General features: G+C 74.9%; 16 protein-coding genes. 12 read left to right on the top strand and 4 right to left on the bottom strand.

All coding sequences use genetic code 11. The features are described 5' to 3' along the window. The first annotated feature begins 282 nt into the window (after positions 1-282). From HCK00_RS26490 to HCK00_RS26465, 6 genes are all read left to right on the top strand, one after another. Entirely contained in the window at positions 283-963 is a 681-nt protein-coding gene (locus HCK00_RS26490) for a ubiquitin-like domain-containing protein (protein ID WP_311765518.1), read from the top strand. 98 nt (positions 964-1061) lie between these two features. After that, positions 1062-2075 (top strand): 16S rRNA (adenine(1518)-N(6)/adenine(1519)-N(6))-dimethyltransferase RsmA, encoded by a 1014-nt coding sequence (gene rsmA, locus HCK00_RS26485; RefSeq protein WP_168104582.1) that lies wholly within the window; start codon positions 1062-1064, stop codon positions 2073-2075. Further along, the gene (locus tag HCK00_RS26480) at positions 2072-3160 is read left to right on the top strand and encodes a 4-(cytidine 5'-diphospho)-2-C-methyl-D-erythritol kinase (RefSeq protein ID WP_168104581.1); all 1089 of its coding nucleotides are present in this window, start codon (positions 2072-2074) and stop codon (positions 3158-3160) included. Before rsmA ends, HCK00_RS26480 begins: the two co-directional genes overlap by 4 nt. A 273-nt stretch (positions 3161-3433) precedes the next feature. Beyond that, positions 3434-5260 carry an ABC-F family ATP-binding cassette domain-containing protein gene (locus tag HCK00_RS26475; RefSeq protein ID WP_168104580.1) on the top strand — a complete coding sequence of 609 codons (1827 nt, stop codon included), beginning with the start codon at positions 3434-3436 and terminating at the stop codon, positions 5258-5260. Between the two features lie 282 nt (positions 5261-5542). Next, positions 5543-7579, top strand: coding sequence for an outer membrane protein assembly factor BamB family protein (locus HCK00_RS26470; protein ID WP_168104579.1), 2037 nt, complete (start codon positions 5543-5545; stop codon positions 7577-7579). Between the two features lie 329 nt (positions 7580-7908). After that, positions 7909-8589: a response regulator transcription factor gene (locus tag HCK00_RS26465; protein WP_168104578.1), complete on the top strand. Its 681-nt coding sequence runs from the start codon at positions 7909-7911 to the stop codon at positions 8587-8589. A 347-nt stretch (positions 8590-8936) separates the two neighbouring features. Here HCK00_RS26465 and HCK00_RS26460 read toward each other — a convergent pair whose 3' ends face one another. Next, positions 8937-9695, bottom strand: coding sequence for an SDR family NAD(P)-dependent oxidoreductase (locus HCK00_RS26460; RefSeq protein WP_168104577.1), 759 nt, complete (start codon positions 9693-9695; stop codon positions 8937-8939). Positions 9696-9841: 146 nt separating this feature from the next. Between HCK00_RS26460 and HCK00_RS26455 the strand changes: the two genes are divergently transcribed. The 5 genes from HCK00_RS26455 to HCK00_RS26435 all read left to right on the top strand — a co-directional run bounded on the left by HCK00_RS26455 (position 9842) and on the right by HCK00_RS26435 (position 15927). Continuing rightward, the gene (locus HCK00_RS26455) at positions 9842-10477 is read left to right on the top strand and encodes a TetR/AcrR family transcriptional regulator (RefSeq protein ID WP_168104576.1); all 636 of its coding nucleotides are present in this window, start codon (positions 9842-9844) and stop codon (positions 10475-10477) included. 305 nt (positions 10478-10782) lie between these two features. Further along, positions 10783-11913, top strand: coding sequence for a galactose-1-phosphate uridylyltransferase (gene galT / locus HCK00_RS26450; RefSeq protein WP_168104575.1), 1131 nt, complete (start codon positions 10783-10785; stop codon positions 11911-11913). 238 nt (positions 11914-12151) lie between these two features. Further along, on the top strand, positions 12152-13174 hold the full coding sequence (galE, locus tag HCK00_RS26445) for a UDP-glucose 4-epimerase GalE (RefSeq protein ID WP_206321030.1): 1023 nt from the start codon (positions 12152-12154) through the stop codon (positions 13172-13174). Between the two features lie 119 nt (positions 13175-13293). Continuing rightward, positions 13294-14571 carry a galactokinase gene (gene galK / locus HCK00_RS26440; protein ID WP_168104573.1) on the top strand — a complete coding sequence of 426 codons (1278 nt, stop codon included), beginning with the start codon at positions 13294-13296 and terminating at the stop codon, positions 14569-14571. A gap of 582 nt (positions 14572-15153) precedes the next feature. Beyond that, positions 15154-15927, top strand: a complete 774-nt coding sequence (locus HCK00_RS26435) for a response regulator transcription factor (RefSeq protein WP_168104572.1) — start codon at positions 15154-15156, stop codon at positions 15925-15927. A gap of 86 nt (positions 15928-16013) precedes the next feature. On the opposite strand, the gene HCK00_RS26430 is transcribed toward HCK00_RS26435, so the two are convergent. Beyond that, positions 16014-16511 carry a MarR family winged helix-turn-helix transcriptional regulator gene (locus HCK00_RS26430; protein ID WP_168104583.1) on the bottom strand — a complete coding sequence of 166 codons (498 nt, stop codon included), beginning with the start codon at positions 16509-16511 and terminating at the stop codon, positions 16014-16016. A 315-nt stretch (positions 16512-16826) separates the two neighbouring features. On the opposite strand from HCK00_RS26430, the gene HCK00_RS26425 reads away from it, so the two are divergent. Continuing rightward, a complete protein-coding gene (locus HCK00_RS26425; protein ID WP_168104571.1) occupies positions 16827-17654 on the top strand; it encodes a trans-aconitate 2-methyltransferase in 828 nt (275 codons plus the stop codon). A gap of 139 nt (positions 17655-17793) precedes the next feature. Here the strand turns inward: HCK00_RS26425 and HCK00_RS26420 are convergent, their stop codons facing one another. Together HCK00_RS26420 and HCK00_RS26415 are read right to left on the bottom strand one after the other, a co-directional pair. After that, the gene (locus tag HCK00_RS26420) at positions 17794-18468 is read right to left on the bottom strand and encodes a TetR/AcrR family transcriptional regulator (protein ID WP_168104570.1); all 675 of its coding nucleotides are present in this window, start codon (positions 18466-18468) and stop codon (positions 17794-17796) included. 9 nt (positions 18469-18477) lie between these two features. Next, positions 18478-19443 (bottom strand): acyl-CoA desaturase, encoded by a 966-nt coding sequence (locus HCK00_RS26415; protein ID WP_168104569.1) that lies wholly within the window; start codon positions 19441-19443, stop codon positions 18478-18480. Between the last annotated feature and the right edge of the window lie 133 nt (positions 19444-19576).

The raw sequence follows: 19576 nt of genomic DNA, 5'->3' as shown, positions 1-19576 counted from the left end.
CCCCCCCCCCCCCCCCCCCCCCTGCCCCCCCCCCCCCCCCCCCCCCCCCCCCCCCCCGCCCCCCCCCCCCCGCCCCCCCCCCCCGCCGCTCCTTCCCCCCGTCCACCCGTACGGCCGGGGGAGGCGCTCGACCCCACCCTGCCGGGGTTCCTGCTGCCGCCCCTGCCGGGCGCGGACCTGGGCCACACCGCGCACGCCCGGGTCCGCGCCCGGCGGGCTGCGCGCCGGCGCCACCGCCCGGTCCGCGCGCCCCGGGCTGTGTTCCGCCCCGTGTTCCGCCCTGTGTCCCGTCCCGTGTCCGGACCGGAGGTCCGCCCCGCGCGGCTGCGCACGCTGGTCCCGCGGGCCCTGGTGCTGGTGGTGCTGGCGGGCGGCACCTGGGCGTTCGTCATCCACGACAAGGCGGTGCGGCTGAGCGTCGACGGACGCCAGCGCACGCTGCACACCTTCGCGGGCGGCGTGGACGAATTGCTGGCCCGGGAGGGGGTGCGGCTCGGCCCGCACGACGCGGTGTCGCCCCCGGTCGGCATCGGCCGGCCGCTCGTCCACGGGGACGAGGTCGCCGTCCGCCGCGGCCGTCCGCTGGAGCTGACCGTCGACGACCGCCGCCGCCCGGAGTGGACCACCGAGGACACCGTGGGGGAGGCGCTGCGCGAACTCGGCGTGGACACGGCGGGCGCCCATCTCTCCGTGCCGCCCTGGACGGAGGTGCCGCTCCACGGGCTCGCGCTGCGGGTCCGCACGGAGCGCACGGTCACGGTGGTGGCCGACGGCCGCCGGCTGGTGCTGCGCACCACGGCGGGCACCGTGCGGGAGGCCGTGGCCGAGGCCGGGGTGGAGCTGCGGGAGCGGGACACCACCTCCCTCCCTCCGGACGGCTTCCCGCGCGGCGGGAGCGTGATCCGGGTGGAACGGGCCGGGGACGCCCGGGCGGCCGGCGAGGCGGGCCCCTTCCCGGCCTGACTCCGGCGGTCCGCCGGCCCGCCGCCGGCCCGGCCCCGCCCGCGGGCGGTCACGCGGGCGGCGGGGGACGGCCCCGGCGCCCGCCGTAAGCTGCACGGGTGAGCACGAGCACCGAGCCCGACGGGCCCGGCCCCCTGCTGGGCCCCGCCGACGTCCGCGAACTGGCCGCCGCCCTCGGCGTACGCCCCACCAAGCAGCGCGGCCAGAACTTCGTCATCGACGCCAACACGGTGCGCCGTATCGTCCGCGCCGCCGGGGTGCGGCCCGCGGACACGGTGGTGGAGATCGGCCCCGGGCTGGGGTCGCTGACCCTGGCGCTGCTGGCGGCCGCCGAGCGGGTCGTCGCGGTCGAGATCGACGACGTGCTCGCGCAGGCGCTCCCCGCCACCGTCCGCGCCCGGCTTCCCGAGCGGGCCGACCGGTTCGAACTGGTGCACTCCGACGCGCTGCGCGTCACCGAACTGCCCGGCCCGCCGCCGACCGCGCTGGTGGCCAACCTCCCCTACAACGTCGCCGTGCCCGTCCTGCTGCACATGCTGGAGCGCTTCCCCTCGATCGAACGCACCCTCGTCATGGTGCAGGCCGAGGTCGCCGACCGGCTGGCCGCCGCCCCCGGCTCCAGGGTGTACGGGGTGCCGTCGGTGAAGGCCGCCTGGTACGCGGAGGTCCGCCGGGCCGGGTCGATCGGGCGCACCGTGTTCTGGCCGGCGCCCAACGTGGACTCCGGGCTGGTCTCCCTGGTCCGCCGGGCCGCCCCACCCGCCACCACGGCCTCCCGCGCGGAGGTGTTCGCGGTGGTGGACGCCGCCTTCGCGCAGCGGCGCAAGACGCTCCGGGCGGCGCTCGCGGGCTGGGCCGGCTCCGCGGCCGCCGCCGAGGAGGCGCTGCTCGCCGCGGGGGTGGCGCCGCGGGCACGCGGGGAGCAGCTGACGGTGGAGGAGTTCGCGGCGATCGCGGAACACGGCCCCGGTGCTGGAACAGGAGCTGGAACAGGAGCCGGAACCGGCCGGCGGACGGTGACGCGCCGGGCCCCGGGGACGGAGCGGACCCGCGCAGAACAGGAAACCCGGACGCCGGCGGACCGGCAGGACGACACGGAGCCCACCCAGTGAGCGAAACGAGCACGCCGAGCACGCCCCGCACCCCGGACACGGCGAGCACCCCGAGCACCCCGGACACGGCGAGCGGCGGCAGCGGAAGCCGGACGGCCCCCGGCGCCCCCGGCCCAGCCGCCCCCGGCGCCCCGGCCGTCACGGTCCGCGTGCCCGCGAAGGTCAACGCGCAGCTCGCCGTCGGCGGTCTCCGCCCGGACGGCTTCCACGACTTGGCCAACGTCTTCCTCGCCGTCGGCCTGTACGACGAGGTCACGGCGGAGGCGGCCGAGGCGCCGGGGATCTCGGTCACCGTCACCGGCCCGGACGCGGACCAGGTGCCGCTGGACGGCACCAACCTCGCGGTCCGCGCGGCGGAACTCCTCGCCGCCCACCACGGGATCGAGCCCCGGGTGCGGCTGCGCATCGCCAAGGACATCCCGGTCGCCGGGGGCATGGCCGGCGGCAGCGCCGACGCGGCCGGCGCCCTGCTGGCCTGCGACACGCTGTGGGGCACCGCCACCCCGCGCGCGGAGCTCCTCGCCATCTGCGCCGAGTTGGGCAGCGATGTGCCGTTCAGCCTGGTCGGCGGCGCCGCGCTGGGCCGGGGGAGGGGCGAGCTGCTCACCCCCCTCGCCGTGGGCGGCGTCTTCCACTGGGTGTTCGCCCCCGCCGACGGCGGCCTCTCCACCCCGGCCGTCTACCGGGAGTGCGACCGGCTGCGCACGGCCTCCGGCACGGGCGCCACCTCGGCCGACGTCCCCGACCCGGAACCCTCCGGGCCGCTGCTGGCCGCGCTGGCGGCCGGGGACACCCCGGCCCTCGCCGCCGCCCTGACCTCGGGCCCGGCCGGGACGAGCAACGACCTCCAGGCCGCCGCGCTCTCCCTGCGCCCCTCCCTCGCCCGGACCCTGGCGGCGGGCGCGGCGGCCGGCGCCCTGGCCGCCCTCGTCTCCGGCTCGGGGCCGACCACGGCCTTCCTCGCCGCCTCGGCGGACGGGGCGGAGCGGCTGGCCGCGGCCCTGCGCTCCTCCGGCACCTGCCGCACGGCGCGCGTCGCCACGTCCCCGGCGGCGGGGGCGGCCGTGACCGGCGCCGGGGGGTAGCGCCCGGGCGGGCGGCGGCCGCCCGGCGGCGCACGACGGCCCCGGCACCCCGTGTGCCGCCGCGTCCCGCCGTACGCGGGAGCCGCCGCTTCCGTTTCTTCGTCCCCCAGCGGGCCGGAGGCCCCGGAGTGCCTGCCCCGCCGGCTCCCGCGGTCCGCGTCGTCCACAGCCCGGCGGGGGCGGCGACGGCGGCGACTACCCTGGAGAACCAGCTCACCGGAGGCCGCCCGACGCGGCCCGCGAGCCCTGCGAACCGTTGGAATCAGGAGCGGAATGGCCACCAACCTCGTCAATCTGGAAACCGTCGGCAAGGTGTACGGCACCCGTGCGCTGCTCGACGGCATCTCCCTCGGTGTGGGCGAAGGGGACCGGATCGGCGTCGTCGGCCGCAACGGTGACGGCAAGACCACCCTGGTGCGGATCCTCGCCAAGCTGGAGCCGGCGGACAGCGGGCGCGTCACCCACGCCGGGGGTCTCCGCCTCGGCGTGCTGACGCAGCACGACTCGCTGGACCCGGCGGCCACGGTCCGCCAGGAGGTCATCGGCGACCTGGCCGAGCACGAGTGGGCGGGCGACCCCCGCGTGCGGGACGTCATCACCGGCCTCTTCGGCAGCCTCGGCATGCCGGGCTTCCCGCAGGGCCCCGACACCGTCATCGGCCCCCTCTCCGGCGGCGAGCGCCGACGCATCGCGCTGGCCAAGCTCCTCGTCGCCGAGCAGGATCTGATCGTCCTCGACGAGCCCACCAACCACCTCGACGTGGAGGGGATCTCCTGGCTCGCCGCCCATCTGCGGGCCCGCCGCTCCGCCCTCGTCGTCGTCACCCACGACCGCTGGTTCCTCGACCAGGTCGCCACCCGCATGTGGGACGTCCAGCGCGGCGCGGTCCACGAGTACGAGGGCGGCTACTCCGACTACGTCTTCGCCCGCGCCGAGCGCGAGCGGATCGCCGCCACGGAGGAGACCAAGCGGCAGAACCTGATGCGCAAGGAGCTGGCCTGGCTGCGCCGCGGCGCCCCCGCCCGCACCAGTAAGCCCCGGTTCCGCATCGAGGCGGCCAACGAGCTGATCGCGGACGTGCCGCCGCCGCGGGACCGCGCGGAGCTGATGCGGTTCGCCGGCTCCCGCCTCGGCAAGACCGTGTTCGACCTGGAGGACGTCACCGTCCGGGCCGGGGAGAAGGAGCTGCTGACGCACCTCACCTGGCAGCTCGGCCCGGGTGACCGCGTCGGTCTGGTCGGCGTCAACGGGGCGGGCAAGACCTCGCTGCTGCGCGCCATGGCGGACGCCGCGGACGACGAGGGCGAGCGGCAGCCCGCGGCCGGCCGGATCGTCGCCGGCAGGACCGTCCGGCTCGCCTACCTCTCCCAGGAGGTCGCGGAGCTCGACCGCGGGCTGCGGGTCCTGGAGGCCGTGGAGCAGGTGCGGCAGCGCGTGGACCTCGGCAACGGCCGGGAGCTGACGGCCTCGCAGCTCTGCGAGAAGTTCGGCTTCACCAAGGAGAAGCAGTGGACGCCGGTCGGCGACCTCTCCGGCGGCGAGCGCCGCCGGCTGCAACTGCTGCGCCTGCTGATGGACGAGCCCAACGTCCTCTTCCTCGACGAGCCCACCAACGACCTCGACATCGAGACCCTGACGCAGCTGGAGGACCTCCTCGACGGCTGGCCCGGCTCCCTCCTGGTCATCAGCCACGACCGCTACTTCGTCGAGCGCACCACGGACAAGGTGATGGCGCTCCTCGGCGACCGCGCGCTGCGGATGCTGCCCCGCGGTATCGACGAGTACCTGGAACGCCGCCGGGCCGTGGCGGACCGGGAGCGGACGGGCGCTCCGGCGCGGGACGGCAAGGCGGGTAAGGACGTCAAGGAGGCGGCCGACCCCAAGGCCGCCAAGGACACCCGCGCGGCGAAGAAGGAGCTCCAGCGCATCGAACGCCGGCTGGACCGCGTCGGCGAGACGGAGACCGCGCTGCACGCCCGGATCGCGGAGCACGCCACCGACTTCGCGAAGGTGGCCGAGCTCGACACCGAACTCCGTGAACTCCTCAAGGAGCGCGAGGAGTTGGAGACGCGGTGGCTGGAACTCGCCGACGAGGTCTGAGCGGAACGGCGCCCGCGCCGGCCACCGGCGCGGGCACGGGGGCGGGCGCGGAGGGGACGGCGGCCGGGCAACGGCCGCGTCACGAGGCGGTCTCAGCTGTTCGATAGCTCCGTCAGCGTTCGCTGCGCCGTTCGACCCGGGTGGTACAAAGAGCGTGCTCGCTCCGCCGTCGGCGGGCGGGTCTCGTGTCCGAATCGCTCCGCTCCGGCAGGCGGTCCCCCGTCCGCCGGCGCGAGGGGGAGACCGATCTCGGGCCCTGTGCCCGCGTGAAGAGGAAAGCTGATGTCGCAGCCGCCCCAACCGCCCAACCAGCCCTCCGCCGACCCTCCCGGGAGCGGGAACGACTCCGGTTCCGACGGCCGGCCCGCGGAGCGCGGTGACAGCTCCGGCGCTCCGCAGCCGTCCCAGCCGCCGCAGCCGCCGCAGTCGGCAGCGCCGCCGCAGCCGTCCCCGGCTCCGCAGCCCGGTCCCGGCCCGGACCTGTCGAAGCAGGACGGACCGGCCGCCCCGCCGCCCGCCGGCGGGCCGCCACCTCCGCCCCCCGCAGGTCCGCCCCCCGCCGCCCCGCCACCCGCCGGCAGCTTCGGCGCGCCCGCGCCGCCGCCCGCACCGGGCTACGGCTATCCCCAGCAGCCCCCGCCGGCCCCGGGGTACGGCTACCCGCAGCAGCCCCCCGGCGCCGCGGGGTACGGCTACCCGGGCCAGCAGCCGTACGGGCAGCCGGGCCAGCCGTACGGGCAGCCGGGCCAGCCGTACGGCCAGCCGACTCAGCCGTACGGTCAGCCGGGGCAGCCCGGTCAGCCGTACGGCCAGCAGCAGTACGCCATGTATCCGCCGGCCCCCGGCGCCGGCCCGGGCACACCGCCCGGGGGCGGCCAGGGCGCCAGGCAGCGACTCATGATCATCATCGGTGCGGTGGTCGCCGTGGCGCTGATCGCCGTGAGCGGCATCTGGCTGGCGAGCGGTGACGACGAGGGCGGCAAGGAGAAGGACGAGGCCGGCAACTCCCAGCCGGACGGCGGCGGGGACAAGGGCGGCACCGGTGGCGGCACCGGCGGACCCAAGGGAGACGCGGGCGTCCCGGCGGGCGAGAAGCCCGCGAAGACCGACGCGGAGCTGCTCTTCACCGTCCAGCAGCCCGAGGTGGACGACGTCGTGGTGGTCGAGGGTCTCTGGGCGGCCGGCGGCGTCGTCGCCAAGGGCTCCGTCGACTCGGTGATCGGCGTCACCGCGGACGGCGGCAAGGAGAAGTGGAAGCTGCCGCTCGCCGGCAACATCTGCTGGGCCTCCCGGCAGATCAGCGAGGACGGCAAGGCCGCGGTGCTCTTCCAGGAGAAGAAGATCGGCGGCGACGGCCGTTACCAGCCGTGCACCCGGGTCGCCGTGTTCGACATCGCCACCGGCAAGAAGGAGTGGGAGAAGCAGGTCGGCTCCGGCGACGAGAAGATCCGCTTCGACGAGGTGACGATCGGCCCCGGCGTGGTCGCGGCCGGCGGTCTCAACGGCGGCGCGGCGTGGAAGCTCGACTCCGGCAAGGAGCTGTGGCAGCCGGACCAGGCCTCCGAGTGCAAGGACTCCGGGTACGGCGGCGGCAAGGCGCTGGTGGCCGTGCGCCGGTGCGGCAGCTACTCCTCGCCGCGGCTGGAGGTGCAGAAGATCGACCCGTCCTCGGGCAAGCCGGAGTTCTCCTACAAGGTTCCCGGCGGCGTGGACTACGCGCACGTCATCTCCACCGACCCGGTCGTGATCGGCATCGACGCCGGGGACACCGTGGGCGCGGGCATGTCCGACGTCATCGCCCTCGACGACAAGGGCGCGATGCGCAGCCGGATCTCCACGGGGAACGGCAAGTACACCGCGCGGTGCGCCGCCACCGACGTCGAGGACTGCAAGATGATCGTCGTCGACGAGGACTCCCTCTACATGGCCACCGAGGAGCGCGAGAGCCAGACGGAGGACTACGGGCGGACCAACGAGGTCGTCGCCTTCGACCTGGACAGCGGCAAGCCGCGGGGCAAGGCCGAGGCGGGCGGGCGCCGTGTGATGACGCCGCTCCAGATGGACGGCGACAAGCTCATCGCCTACATGGAGCCCACCTACGACATGGGCGGGCAGATCATGGCCATCGACCCGAAGTCCATGAAGAGCACGGTCTATCTGAAGAACACCAAGAGCACGGCGCAGACGGAGTCGGCCTTCCGGCCCTCCCTCAACGTCCAGGTGGTCTACCACGGCGGACGGCTCTACCTGGGGCGCATGATGATCTCCGAGCGTTCCTCGGCGGATGACTACATGATGCTGGCCTACGGCGGTAAGTGAGCCGCCGCTCCCCCCGCGGGAGCCGGGGCCCGGCGGAACGGCGCGCGACGGCGCCCTTCCGCCGGGCCCGCTGTTGTTCCGGGTGTTACGGCGTCCGTCCGCCGCGCAGTCCCGCCGCGCGTGAAATCCCGCCGCGCACCGCGAAATCCCGGCGGGCACCACCGGTGCCCTGCGCACGCGTTGATCGAGACTGTCGCAATTCAGACCCGAATTGACTGGTATTTCGACGTTCCATGGCACTTTTCCCGGGCAACGGGCGCATCGGACCGCATGAACGTGTAGCTTGCGCGGGACGAGAGCCCGGGGCTGCGGGGGATTGGGGAGAGCTCATGGGCGTACGGCTCATCGTGGTGGACGACCACCGTCTGCTGGCCGAGGCGCTGGCCTCGGCGCTCAAGCTGCGCGGGCACCGGGTACTGGCCGCCACCGCGCCGAGTTCCGGCGCGGCGGACCTGGTCGTCACCCGGATCCCGGAGATCTGCCTGCTGGGCACGTCGGCGCCCGAGGAACCGGGGGTGTTCGACCCGGTGGCGCGGATCAGACGGGAACGGCCACAGGTCGCCGTGGTGGTGCTGGGCCCGGTGCCCAACCCGCGGGGGATCGCGGCCGCCTTCGCCGCCGGCGCCTCCGGCTACGTCCGGCAGGACGAGCGGATCGAGGGAGTGGAACGCGCCATGATGAAGGCGCGCGCGGGCGAGGCGGCGGTGGCGCCCCAACTGCTCCAGGGCGCGTTCGCCGAGCTGCTCGACCCGGTGGATCAGCCGGACGACGAGGCCACCCGGCTGCTGCGGATGCTGACGCCCCGTGAGGTCGAGGTGCTGATGCGGGTCACCGACGGCGAGGACACCCGCGTGATCGCCGCGCGCATGGGCATAGCCCCGAGCACCGCCCGCACCCATGTGCAGCGGGTGCTGATGAAGCTCGGGGTGGGCTCCCGGCTGGAGGCCGCCGCGCTCGCGGCCCGTACGGGGCTGCTGGAACGCGCCGCGGCCCGCACCGAGCCGGGATGAGCCGGCGGCCCCGCGGCGGGCGGTTCACGGCGCCGGGGCCGGAAAACGTGCGGCCGCGGTGGGCCGCGCCCGCCCTGGCGGCCGTGCGGGGCCCGTGGCCCTTACCCCCTCCCGCAGCCCCGTTCGTCCCGCCCGCCTCGGTCCGTCCGGAAGGGCCAGGGCCCCCGGTCCCTGCCGCCGCCGAGCCGCCCGGTCCGCCTTCACCGGCCTCGGGAACGGGCCGCCGGCGCCCTGCGCCCGCTTCGGCCCCCCGATGCGCCAGAGCTGGACGAGGATGAGGACGGGCCGGTCGGCCCGCAGTGCGGTGAGCCGTCACCGCCTGCTTCCCTGCCGGCCGTCGCCCGGCGTCACAGGAGGGCGCCGCCGGAGACCTCGATGCGCTGGGCGGTGACCCAGCGCAGTCCCTCGGAGGCCAGCGTGGCGATGGCGTCGCCGATCTCCTCAGGTTCGCCGACCCGGCCGAGCGCGGTCTGTCCGGCCAGAACCTGGCGCATTCCGGTGTCGTCCCGCATCGCTCCGCCGTTGAAGTCGGTGGCGGTCGGCCCCGGGGCGATGGAGTTGACCCGGATGCCGCGAGGTCCGAGTTCTGCGGCGAGGGTGCGGCTCAGAGCTTCGACGGCGGCCTTCGAGGCGGAGTAGACCGAGGTGGCGGGGCTGGTGTGGCGGGTCAGTGACGTCGAGACGTTGATGACCCGGCCGCCCTGGGCCAGCAGTGGCACGAGCGACTGGATTAGGAAGAACGCGCCCCTGACGTTGGTGCCCATCACCGTGTCGAAGTCGTCGGTCGTGACCGTCTCCAGCGGCCCGAAGACTCCCACTCCCGCGTTGTTGACCAGGATGTCGAGCCGCGAAGAACCCCAGCGCTCCAGCCGCGCGCCCAGTTCGGAGGTGAAGGACGCGAAGGAGGAGACGTCGCTGATGTCGAGCCGGAGAACAGCGGCAGTCCCACCCACGGCCTGCACCTGTTCCACCGTCCTCTCGGCCCCGGCCGCATCACCGCGGTGGGTGACCACGACCCGCACCCCGCGTGTGGCCAGGGCGACGGCCGCGCTGCGCCCGAGGCCGCGATTCGCACCGGTCACCAAAGCGATCCTGTCAACTGTCATGAACGTCCTCCGCTGTGCGGCAACCGGGACGCGCCCAGGTGCCATAGCCCCGAGGCGAGTCACTCGACTCGCCTTATTGCCGTACCGTAAGCGGCCCCCCGAGGCGAGTCAAGTGACTCGCCTCGGGGCTGCGGCATACTCTCCGCATGGCAGCAGAACTCACCGCGCATCACCGCAGGCTCGCCCAGCAGAAGCGCGAGGCGATCACCTCCGCGGCCACAGAACTGTTCTTGGACCGTGGCTACGACGGCACCTCCCTCGCGCGGATCGCCGAAGCGGCCGGGGTCTCGAAGTCCACCCTGTTCAAGCAATTCCCCACCAAGGCGGCCCTCTTCGAGGCCATCGTCACCGAGTCCTGGCAGCGTGACGCCGGCGATGTCGCCGCGCGGCCACGGGCGGGAGATCTGCGCTCCGGGCTGACGGTCATCGGTCACCGCTACGCCGACCTGATCGGCCGGCCCCGCATGGCGGGCCTGTTCCGGATCGTCATCGCCGAACTGCCTCGTTTCCCCGAGCTGGGGCGGATGCAGTTCCAGCTCGGCAAACTGCCCTACTTCGCCTCCGTCCAGCACTACTTGGAATCCGAGCATGCGGCGGGCAACGCCGACGTGCCCGACAGCGTGAGCGCCGCGAACCAGTTCCTCGGCATGATCGCCAACTACGTCCTGTGGCCCCGCATGCTGCTGACCGACTGGAACCCCGCAGCCTCCGACATCCACAACGCCGTCGAAGAGGCCGTCCGGACCATGCTTGCCAGATACACCCCGGACCCGGGGGCCTGACCCGAAGCCGGAATTTCCCCACTGCCGCGCAATGCCGAAGGCCGCGACGCCTTCACCCGCGATACCTGTCGGCAAGAGATCGTTTGACGACAGGCAGGTGAGGCGTCCCATGAACCCGCGGGACGTGGGCTACGGCGGTGCGGACGGCGCCGCGGCCGATGCCGTGGTTGCGGGCGAGGGCGGCGATGGACCGGCCTTCCAGGTCGCACCGCCCCGGCGGCCGGCCTCCGAGGGGGCGTTTTCTTTTGAGTTTCGATGTTGGATTATGTTTGGCATTGCTGAAGAGGACCAGGCGAGGAGCCCCGGTGCAGAAGACGGTGACCCGGCTCGCGGACGGCCGCGAGCTGATCTACTACGACGCGGCGCCCCCGGGCACCGGCGCCCCCGCCGACGCGGACCCCGCCGACGCGGACCCCGCCCACGGCACCGGTGTCCGCGACGCCCGCGTCCGTGACGCCCCCGACCTGCGCCCGCTCGGCCCCGTCGCCACCGCCTCCGAGATCCGCCACGACCCCCTGCTCGGTGACGCCGTCGCCATCGCCTCCCACCGCCAGGAGCGCACCTACCACCCGCCGGCCGACGCCTGCCCGCTCTGCCCCTCCCGGGGCGACCGGCTCACGGAGATCCCCGCCCCCGACTACGAGGTGGCCGTCTTCGAGAACCGTTTCCCCTCGCTGGCGGGGGACACCGGCCGCTGTGAGGTGGTCTGCTACACCGCCGACCACGACGCCTCCTTCGCCGGACTCACCGAGGAGCGCGCCCGGCTCGTCCTGGACGCCTGGACCGACCGCAGCGCCGCACTCGCCCGCGACCCGGCCGTGGAGCAGATCTACTGCTTCGAGAACCGCGGCCGGGAGATCGGTGTCACCCTCGGCCACCCGCACGGCCAGATCTACGCCTATCCCTTCACCACCCCGCGCACCGAGCTGATGCTCCGCTCGCTCGCCCGCCACCGGGAGCGCACCGGCGCCAACCTCTTCGACGACCTCGTCGCCGCCGAGCGCAAGGACGGCAGTCGTGTCGTACTGGAAGGCGAGCACTGGACGGCCTTCGTGCCGCACGCCGCCCACTGGCCCTACGAGGTGCATCTGCACCCGCTCCGCCGGGTGCCCGACCTGCCGTCGCTGGGCGAGGAGGCCCGCGCCGAGTTCCCCCGGATCTACCTGGACCTGCTGCGCCGTTTCGACCGGATCTTCGGCCCGGGTGAACCGGCCACCCCCTACATCTCCGGCTGGCACCAGGCGCCGGTGCGCGGCTGGGAGGAGCGCCCCGTGGAACGCGGGGACTTCGCCCTCCACCTCCAGCTCTTCACCATCCGCCGCACCTCCGGCAAGCTGAAGTTCCTCGCGGGATCGGAGTCCGGCATGGGCGTGTTCATCAACGACGTGGCGCCGGAGGCGGCCGCGGCCCGGCTGCGCGAGGTGGCGGACGCGTGACCGCCCGGACGCCCGCCCGCGGCTCCGCGCGGCACACCCCGCACGGCGCCCGCGCCACCGGCGCCGCCGTCCCCCGCGCCACCCGCGGGGACCACCACAGGCGCGGCCGGACGGGCCGCGAAGGAACGGGAGCACGGACGTGAACGCAAGGACCACCGGGGATTCCGGCCCCGGACCGGCCGCGAGCGCCGAACCGGCCGGGGAGCGCGGCGGCGAGCCGGGCGAGACCCGCGGCTACCTGGTCACCGGCGGGGCGGGCTACGTCGGCAGCGCCGTCGCCGCCCGGCTGCTGGCCGCCGGGCACCGGGTCACCGTGCTCGACGACCTCTCCACCGGCCACCGCGCGGCGGTACCGGCCGGCGCCGAGTTCGTCGAGGCCCGGGTGCAGGACCTCACGGCGCCGGACGCGCCGTTGCGGCTCGCCGGCGCCGGCGGCGGCCCGCCCCGCTTCGACGGGGTGCTCCACTTCGCCGCCTTCTCCCAGGTCGGCGAGTCCGTGGCCGACCCGGAGAAGTACTGGCGGAACAACGTCGGCGGCACCATGGAACTCCTCACCGCCCTGCGCGCCTCCGGCGTCCGCCGGCTCGTCTTCTCCTCCACCGCCGCCTGTTACGGCGAGCCGGAGTCCATCCCGGTCACCGAGACCGGGCGGACCGCCCCGACCAGCCCGTACGGCGCGTCGAAGCTCGCCGTGGACCAGATGATCGCCGGGGAGTGCGCCGCGCACGGGCTGGCCGCCGTCTCGCTGCGCTACTTCAACGTCGCCGGCGCGCACCGGGCCCCCGGCGGCACCCTCCACGGCGAGCGCCACGACCCCGAGTCCCACCTCATCCCGCTCGTCCTCCAGGTGGCCCTGGGCCGCCGGGAGTCCGTCGCGGTGTACGGCGAGGACTACCCGACCCCCGACGGCACCTGCGTCCGCGACTACATCCACGTCTCCGACCTCGCCGAGGCCCATCTCCTCGCCCTGGAGAGCGCCGTTCCCGGCGAGCACCTCGTCTGCAATCTCGGCAACGGCAACGGCTTCTCCGTGCGCGAGGTGATCGAGACGGTCCGGCGGGTCACCGGCCGGCCCGTCCCGGTGCGCGCGGCGCCCCGCCGCCCCGGCGACCCGGCGGTGCTGGTCGCCTCCGCCGAGCGGGCCCGGCACCGGCTCGGCTGGAAACCGGCCCGCCCCGAACTGGCCGGGATCGTGGCGGACGCCTGGGAGTTCGCCCGGCGCCCGGCGGGGGACGGCCCGGCGGACGGGACCGGCGCGTGACCGGCTGCCGGAGCGGCACCGGAACGGGCCCGCGCCCGGAGCCGGGGGACGCCATGAGCACGAGCGGGACCCCCGAGTCACCCACGGCGGGGACCGCGACCACCTCCACGGGGACGGGGATGACCACCACCACGAACGCGAGCACCAGCGCGAACACGACCACGACCACAAACACGAACACGACCACGACCTCGAACGGGACCGGGACCGCGCACACCGCCCCGGGCTCCGCCACCGACGTCACCGGACTCACCGGCGCCTTCACGGCCCTGTACGGCACCGCGCCCGAGGGCGTGTGGGCGGCCCCCGGCCGCGTCAACCTCATCGGGGAGCACACCGACTACAACGACGGGTTCGTCCTCCCGCTCGCCCTGCCGCACACCGCGCGGGCCGCGGTCGCCCGGCGCGCGGACGGCGCGCTGCGGCTGCACTCGGCCGACGTGCCCGGCGGGGTGGTGGAGGTGGCGGCCGGCGAGCTGGCCCCGGGCGCGCGGGACCTCGGCTGGGCCGCCTACCCCGCCGGGGTGGTCTGGGCGCTGCGCGAGGCGGGTCACGAGGCCGGCGGGATCGACCTCCATCTGCGCTCGGCCGTCCCCACCGGCGCGGGGCTGTCCTCCTCCGCGGCCCTGGAGACCGTCACCGCGCTGGCCGTCAACGACCTCTACGGGCTGGGGCTGCCCCCCGGGGAGCTGGCGCGGCTGGCGCAGCGCGCGGAGAACGACTTCGTCGGCGTGCCCTGCGGGATCATGGATCAGACGGCCTCCGCCTGCTGCGCGGAGGGGCACGCCCTGCACCTGGACACGCGGGACCTGACGCGCCGCCAGGTCCCGTTCGACCTGGCGGCCGAGGGGCTGCGGCTGCTGGTCGTGGACACCCGGGTGAGCCACGACCTGGCCGACGGCGCCTACGCCGAACGGCGCGCGAGCTGCGAGGAGGCCGCCCGCCGGCTGGGGGTGCCCGCCCTGCGGGACGTGACCCCGGAGGAACTGGCGCAGGCGCCGGGCCGGCTCGCGGGTCCGGGGGAGGAGACGCTGTTCCGCCGGGCGCGCCACGTGGTGACCGAGAACCGCCGGGTCGAGGAGGTCGTCGCACTGCTGGCGGCCGGTGACACCCACGCCGTCGGGCCGCTGCTCACCGCGGGGCACGCCTCGCTCCGGGACGACTTCGAGGTCTCCTGCGCCGAACTCGACCTGGCCGTCGGGACGGCGTGCGCGGCGGGCGCGCTGGGGGCCCGGATGACGGGCGGCGGGTTCGGCGGCTCGGCGATCGTCCTGGTGACGGAGGCGGCGGCGGTGACGGTGGCGGAGGCCGTCTCCGCGGCCTTCGCGGCGGCCGGCCACCGGGCACCGCGGATCTTCCCCGCCGTGCCCTCGGCGGGCGCCCGCCGGCTGGCCTGAACCGCGCCGCGGCCGTCCCGGACCACGCGCCGGAGCGGTGGCACCCGTGGTCCTGCCCGGGTCCGTCCCGCCCTGCCCCGCCCCGCCCTGCCCTGCCGTGCTCTGCCCCGCCGTGCCCGGGCTCCGGGGCGGGGCGGCTCCGGGCACCGCCGCCGGGCCGGTGCGGAGCGCGGCCGTCGCCGCCGGGGCCGCCCCCGGCCGTCACCCCGGTACCGCCCCGACTCCCGTGCCACGCGCCGGAGTTGCCTCATCCGCCACTGGTCGGACAACCGGCATTCCCAGTCGATTTCTTGCACAAGAAACAACAGGGAACACACGCCGAACTTCTCAGGCGAACACTTTCGCCAATCGGCTTCACTTGTCGGAGCGCATCCGTACGCTGATGCTCAGCACCGGTGGGGGCCGGTGCGGATCAGGGGCGAGGCGGTCGGTGCCCCGGGCGGTGGGCGTGGCGCGGGGGCGGCCGGCCGGCGCACTCCCCGGTGACGATGTGTGTGGACGGACCTGACGACACATGCCCCGCCCCTTGCCGTTCCGACGCAGCCCCGTACCGGGCGCTGCCCCGACGCAGGGGGTCTCTCCGTGACGGTCATCAGGGTGCTGGTGGTGGACGACCACCGCATCTTCGCCGAGTCGCTCGCCGCCGCGCTCGCCGCCGAACAGGACGTGGAGGTGGCCGCGGCGGGCAGCGGTCCCGCGGCGGTGCGCTGCCTGGAACGGGCCGCCGCCGACGGGCGGCGGTTCGACGTGATGCTCGTCGACGCCGATCTGGGCGGTTCCCCTCCGGCGCCGGCGCGGAGCGCGGGGCCGGCCGCCATCGGCCCCGCCCGCTCCGACGGCGCCGAACGCGCCGTGGACGGCATATCCCTGGTGTCGGCGGTGCGGGAGCGGCGCCCCGGTGTCCGCACGGTGGTCCTCGCCGAGCGGGACGACCCCGGGCGGGCCGCCACCGCCTTGCAGGCCGGCGCCTCCGGCTGGGTCGCCAAGGACTGCTCCCTCTCCCGGCTGCTGGCCGTCATCCGCGGGGTGCTCCGGGGGGAGACGCACCTGCCCCCGGCGCTGCTCACCGGTGTGCTGCGGGAGCTGACCGCGGCGCGCCGCCACCGCACGGAGAGCGAGCGGCTGGTGCAGTCGCTGACGCCCCGGGAGCGGGAGGTGCTCCGCTGCATGGTGGCGGGTCTGGGGCGCAAGGCGGTCGCGGAGCGGCTCTTCCTCTCGCCGCACACCGTCCGCACCCATATGCAGAACGTCCTGGGCAAGCTGGGGGTGCACTCCACCCTGGCCGCCGTCGCCCTGGCCCGCCGGGCGGGCGTCGGGCCGGTGGAGGATCTCCCCGTGGTCGGCAGCGCGGGCTGAGGAGGAGGGACGCGCCATCCGTGACGGCGGGGCGGCGAGGGAGGGTGGCGGGGCCGTACCGCCCTGCCCGGCCGGCGGCGGGCGCCTCAGCCGGGACCGTTGTCGAAGGGGGCCGTCAGGCGCCGCAGCAGACCGGCGAGTTCACGGCGCTGCTCCCGGGACAGCTCGGCCAGGATGGCCCGCTCCTGGGTGAGCAGCCCGGCCAGCGCGCGGTCCGCGCGGTCCCGCCCCTCGGTGGTGAGCCGCACCAGCACCCCGCGCCGGTCGCTCGGGTCGGGGAGGCGCTCCACCAGTCCCTTCTTGGTGAGCCGGTCGATGCGGTTGGTCATCGTGCCGGAGGTCACCAGCGTCTGCGTGAGCAGCTGCCCGGGGGAGAGCTGGTAGGGGGAGCCGGCCCGGCGCAGCGCGGTGAGGACGTCGAACTCCCAGGACTCCAGATGGTGTTCCGAGAAGGCCAGCCGCCGCGCGCGGTCGAGATGGCGCGCGAGCCTGCTGATCCGGCTCAGCACCTCCAGCGGCTCCACGTCCAGATCCGGGCGCTCCCGGCGCCAGGCTCCGACCAGCCGGTCGACCTCGTCCTCCATGGAGATCAGTGTAATAGGTCTGTCGACATGAAGTCTCTTGAAGTCGATCATCTTGACATCGAGAATGATTCCCGGCTGCCACGCGACGCCCGCCGGTTCCCACGCGGTGGGTACGCCGCCCCGTACCGCACCGCCCAGCACTGCCCACCACCGCCCGGTACACCTCAGCACCGCCCCGTACCGCCCCGTACCGCCCCGCTCAGTACCGCTCAGTACCGCGTGTCCGCCGACCGCGCCGGGCGCACGGCCGGACTCGTCCGGCCGCCGGCCCGTCCCACCCCACCCGCCCACACCCGCGCCGAAGGGGCACCATCGATGCCGAACTCCCGGAAACCCACCTGGGACCCGCAGCAGTATCTCCGTCACTCCGGTCACCGCACCCGGCCGTTCCACGACCTGCTGGCCCGGATCCCCGACCTCCCCGCCCGGGACCGCCCCGCCCGCATCGCCGACCTCGGCTGCGGCCCCGGCAACGTCACCACGCTGCTCGCCGGGCGCTGGCCCGGCGCCCGGATCACCGGGTTCGACAGCTCCCCGGAGATGCTCGCGGCGGCCGCCCGGTACGCCGGGCCCACCCCGGGCGGCGGCAGTCTCGACTTCCGCCACGCCGACGCCGCCGACTGGGTCCCGGACGAACCCTTCGACCTGATCGTCTCCAATGCCGCGCTGCAATGGGTGCCGGGGCACAGCGCCTCGTTCGCCGCCTGGACCGGGGCGCTCACCCCCGGCGGGACGTTCGCCCTCCAGGTGCCGGGCAACTTCACCTCTCCCAGCCACGCCATCCTGGACGACCTCATCGACTCCCCGCAGTGGCGGCCGAGGGTCGGCCCGCACGCCCGCCGCTACGTCCACGTCCTCGAGGCCTGGGAGTACCTGGGACACCTCACCGACCTCGGCTGCGAGGCCGACGCCTGGGAGACCACCTACATCCAGTTGCTGCGGGGCGAGGACCCGGTGCTCGACTGGGTCAAGGGCACCGCGCTCCGCCCCGTGCTCACCGCCCTCGCCGAGGACGAGGCCGCCCGCACGGAGTTCCTCGCCCAGTACCGTGACCTGCTCCGCAAGGCCTATCCGCCCGGGCCGCACGGCACCGTCTTCCCGTTCCGGCGGATCTTCGCGCTGGGCCGGAAACCCGTGGGCTGAGTCCATCCGGAGCCGGCCGAGTCGCCCGGGGGCCACCCGGGTCCACCCGGGTCCATGCGGGTCCGGGCCGGGCCGCCCGGGGGAACGCGGACGCGGGCGCCCTCCCCTCCCCCGGGGGAGGGGAGGGCGCCCGCCGCGCTCAGCTCTTGCGGTGGCCGATCAGCCGGGGCTTCTGCTCCATGCCGTCCAGCCCGTGCCAGGCGAGGTTCACCAGATGTGCCGCGACCTCCGCCTTCTTCGGCTTGCGGGCGTCCAGCCACCACTGGCCGGTCAGGGCGACCATGCCGACCAGCGCCTGCGCGTACAGCGGCGCCAGCTTGGGGTCGAACCCCCGGACCTTGAACTCCCGGCCCAGGATGTCCTCGACCTGGGTGGCGATATCGCTGATCAGTGAGGCGAAGGTGCCCGTGGACTGCGCCACCGGGGAGTCCCGGACGAGGATCCGGAACCCGTCGGTATAGGTGTCGATGTAGTCCAGCAGGGAGAAGGCCGCCTGTTCCAGCAGCTCCCGGGGGTGGCCCGCGGTCAGCCCGTTGGTCACCATCTCCAGGAGCTTGCGCATCTCCCGGTCCACCACCACGGCGTACAGCCCTTCCTTGCCGCCGAAGTGCTCGTAGACCACCGGCTTGGAGACCCCGGCCCGCGCCGCGATCTCCTCCACCGAGGTGCCTTCGAAACCCTTGTCGGCGAAGAGCGACCGGCCGATGTCCAGCAGTTGCTCGCGGCGCTCCTTGCCGGTCATCCGCACGCGCCGGCCGCGCCGGCCGGCCGCGGGGGTCCTGGTCTTGTCGTTACTGCTTTCCTCGCTCGCCACAGTGGCCCATCATGCCGTCTCGGCGGTCCCCACTTCACGGGAGTTACCGTCCCCGGCCGCCGGCCTGCGCCGGGAGGCGACCCGGTTGGCGCTCGGCCAGCGCACGTCGGACGCCCAGCCCAGCATCTCGAACCAGCGGATGATCCGGGCGCTGGAGTCGATCTGCCCGCGCATCACGCCGTGGCGGGCGGAGGTCGGGTCGGCGTGGTGCAGGTTGTGCCAGGACTCCCCGCAGGAGAGCACCGCCAGCCACCAGACGTTGCCGGAGCGGTCCCGCGATGTGAACGGGCGCTTGCCGACCGCGTGGCAGATGGAGTTGATCGACCAGGTGACGTGGTGGAGCAGCGCCACGCGCACCAGGGAGCCCCAGAAGAAGGCGGTCAGCGCGCCCGTCCAGGACCAGGTGACCAGGCCGCCGACGACCGGCGGGATGAGCAGCGACACCAGGGTCCACACCCAGAACTGGCGGGAGATGCGGCGCAGTGCCGGGTCCCTGATCAGGTCCGGGGCGTACTTGTGCTGCGGGGTCTGCTCCTCGTCGAACATCCAGCCGATGTGGGCCCACCAGAGGCCCTTCATCAGCGCCGGGACCGTCTCCCCGAACCGCCACGGCGAGTGCGGGTCGCCCTCGGCGTCGGAGTACTTGTGGTGCTTGCGGTGATCCGCCACCCAGCGGACCAGCGGGCCCTCCACGGCCATCGATCCGGCGATCGCCAGGGCGATCCTCAGCGGCCGCCGGGCCTTGAAGGAGCGATGGGTGAAGTGGCGGTGGAAGCCGATGGTGATCCCGTGGCAGCCCAGGAAGTACATGAAGGTCATCAGGCCCAGGTCCAGCCAGCTCACCCCCCAGCCCCAGGCCAGCGGCACCGCCGCGGCCAGCGCCACGAAGGGGATCGTGATGAAGAGCAGCAGCGTGATCTGCTCGATGGACCGCTTCCGGTCGCCGCCGAGGGTCGCGGTGGGCAGCGGGGTCACCTGATCGGCCGGGTTCCCGGCCGGGCCGGCGGTGGCGGTGGTGGCGGCGGAGGTGGCGGGGGCAGTGGCCGTGCCAGCGGCGGTGGGGGCGGCAGCCGTGGCGGTGGTGGGGGTGGGGGTGGGGGTGGGGGGG

This window comes from Streptomyces zingiberis, assembly GCF_012034935.1.
GTDB classification, from domain to species: domain Bacteria; phylum Actinomycetota; class Actinomycetes; order Streptomycetales; family Streptomycetaceae; genus Streptomyces; species Streptomyces zingiberis.
The sequence above is the reverse complement of the archived record's forward strand: the minus strand, read 5'-3'. Positions and strand labels throughout refer to the sequence as shown.